The 2,752-nt window shown below is 67.0% G+C and carries 3 protein-coding genes; 2 read left to right on the forward strand and 1 reads right to left on the reverse strand.

The features are described 5' to 3' along the window. A partial coding sequence (locus tag A9W95_RS03740; protein WP_156745983.1) for a DUF445 domain-containing protein occupies nucleotides 1–875 on the reverse strand: 875 nt, incomplete at its 3' end. A gap of 134 nt (nucleotides 876–1,009) precedes the next feature. Between A9W95_RS03740 and A9W95_RS03745 the strand changes: the two genes are divergently transcribed. Next, nucleotides 1,010–1,729, forward strand: coding sequence for a TetR/AcrR family transcriptional regulator (locus A9W95_RS03745; protein ID WP_067409290.1), 720 nt, complete (start codon nucleotides 1,010–1,012; stop codon nucleotides 1,727–1,729). 190 nt (nucleotides 1,730–1,919) lie between these two features. Next, on the forward strand, nucleotides 1,920–2,752 hold an 833-nt coding region (locus A9W95_RS03750; protein ID WP_067409291.1), incomplete at its 3' end, for a cyclopropane mycolic acid synthase family methyltransferase.

A 2,752-nucleotide genomic window follows, 5' to 3' on the forward strand; every position in this document is an offset into this window, starting at 1 on the left:
CGGCGCACCTTGTCGGTGAACTCCATCAGCTCGCGGTGGATGCGGTCGCCCACCAGGTGGTCGATGAAGCGCGGTGACCACGTCGGCGAGTCGCGCTCGACCACCCGCTGGATCACCTCGCCGGCGTTCAGCGACCACTGGAAGGCCCGGTCGGCCAGCAGCTGGATCAGCGCCTCCTGCCGGTTCTCGGCCAGCAGCGACGCCAGGACCCGCCCGACCGGCGGCCCCCATTGCGGCTCGGCGATGCGGCGCACGATCATCCTGTCGATCACCTGCTGGACGTCCTCGTCGCGCAGCAGCTCGACCAGCACCCGCAGCACCGTGGCCGTCTCGCCGGCCACGCGCTCGGCGTGCGAGGCCTCCGACAGCCACTTGCCGAGCCGTCCGGGCACCTGGGCGTCGCGCAGCTTGGTCTCCACCACCGGGGGCGACAGGAAGTTTTCCCGCACGAAGGCGCCCAGCCCCTCGCCGAGCTGATCCTTCTTGCGCTTGATGATCGCGGTGTGCGGGATGGGGATGCCCAGCGGATGCCGGAACAACGCCGTCACCGCGAACCAGTCGGCCAGCGCCCCCACCATCCCGGCCTCGGCCGCGGCGCCGACATAGCCGACCCAGGCGCCCAGGTGAGCGTGGGCCTGGGCCCACCGGCAGCCGAGGAACAGGCCGGTGGCGCCGATCAGGAAGCTCAGCGCCACCGCCTTCATCCGGCGCAGCGCCACCCGGCGCTCGGCGTCGGCCTGCGTGTCGGCGCCGGCGAAGGATTCGGCGAGCGAGGGCTGCGGGCGCCCGGTATCGCTCGACGGGGACGTCGAGGCCGGGCCAGCCGCGCGGGGGCCCGGTGCTTCGCCTCGGGGCGAGGCCCTGTGTACCACCACTCCATCATTCATCGTCGCGGGCGTTTAGGTGTGACCGCACTGTTCACAAGCCCGCGGGGGGGCGCGGTCAGCGTTCGAAACAGGGCCGCACGCCGTAGTATCGAGGACGTCTAGTGAATGGGATATCGGCGACAGTGGCAGAGCGAACGTTGGCGGTGGCGGCCAAGACAGATGGTCGCAAGCGGCGCTGGCACCAGCACAAGGTGGAGCGCCGCAACGAGTTGGTAGACGGCACGATCGACGCGATCCGGCGGCATGGTGGCACCTTGAGCATGGATGACATCGCCGCGGATATCGGCGTATCCAAGACGGTGCTGTATCGCTACTTCGTCGACAAGAACGACCTGACGACCGCCGTGATGATGCGGTTCACCCAAACCACGCTGATTCCCAACCTGGCCGCGGCGCTGACGTCCAATCTGGACGGCTTCGACCTGACCCGGGAGGTCATCCGGGTGTACGTCGAAACGGTCGCGAACGAACCCGAGCCGTACCGCTTCGTGATGTCGAACAGCTCGGCCAGCAAGAGCAAGGTGATCGCAGACTCCGGCCGGATCATCGCCCGCATGCTCGCGGTGCTGATGCGCCGCCGCATGCAGCAGGCGGGAATGGACACCGGCGGGGCGGAGCCGTGGGCCTACCTGATCGTCGGCGGCGTGCAGCTGGCCACGCACTCCTGGATGTCTTTCCCGCGCATGAGCCGCGACGAGTTGATCGACTACCTGACGATGCTGAGCTGGAACGCGTTGAAGGGCATCGTCGAGGTCGGCGGATCGCTGGACAAGTTCCGCGAAGAGCCCCATCCGTCGCCGATCGTTCCGCCCCGGGGGCAGCAGGACCAGTCCCCGCTATAGGGCCGCTCATATCGCGTGGCGAATCTCATTTTGTCAATTCGGCCCGTCTCATGTGACGCTATGTGCCGCTAGTGAGAACGACGTGCATCGCCCGCAGCGACTAGCATGCAGGGGGTGCTTCGGGGGCGACGCACACGCGCCGTGCCGGCAGGGCGTCTCTGCCTCCACGTAACGAAAGGCTCTTCTCGACATGTCTGTGCAGCTGACGCCGCATTTTGGAAACGTGCAAGCCCACTACGACTTGTCCGATGACTTCTTCCGGCTGTTCCTCGACCCCACCCAGACCTACAGCTGCGCCTACTTCGAGCGCGACGACATGACCCTGGAAGAGGCGCAGCTCGCCAAGATCGACCTGGCGCTGGGCAAGCTGAAGCTGGAGCCGGGCATGACGCTGCTGGACATCGGCTGCGGCTGGGGCGCCACCATGCGCCGGGCCATCGAGAAGTACGACGTCAACGTCGTGGGGCTGACGTTGTCGGAGAACCAGGCCGAGCACGTGCAGAAGACGTTCGACGCGATGGACACCCCCCGCAGCCGGCGGGTGCTGTTGGAGGGTTGGGAGAAGTTCCACGAGCCCGTCGACCGCATCGTCTCCATCGGCGCCTTCGAGCACTTCGGCCGCCAGCGCTATGGCCGCTTCTTCAAGATGGCCTACCAGGCGCTGCCGTCCGACGGAATCATGTTGTTGCACACCATCGTTCGCCCGTCCTTCAAGGAGGCCAGGGCGCGAGGCATGAGGCTGACCCACGAGATCGTGCACTTCTCGCAATTCATCCTCACCGAGATCTTCCCCGGGGGCTGGCTCCCGACCCCCCAGACCGTCGGGGAGTACGCCGTCACGGCCGGCTTCGAGCTGACCCGGATCCACTCGCTGCAGCTGCACTACGCGCGCACCCTCGACATGTGGGCGGCCGCCCTCGAGGCCAACCGCGCACAGGCCATCGCCATCCAGTCGCAAGAGGTCTACGACCGCTACATGAAGTATTTGATCGGCTGCGAGGATTTCTTCCGCAAGGGGATCAG

This window comes from Mycobacterium sp. 1423905.2, from assembly GCF_001673155.1.
Lineage (GTDB): Bacteria > Actinomycetota > Actinomycetes > Mycobacteriales > Mycobacteriaceae > Mycobacterium.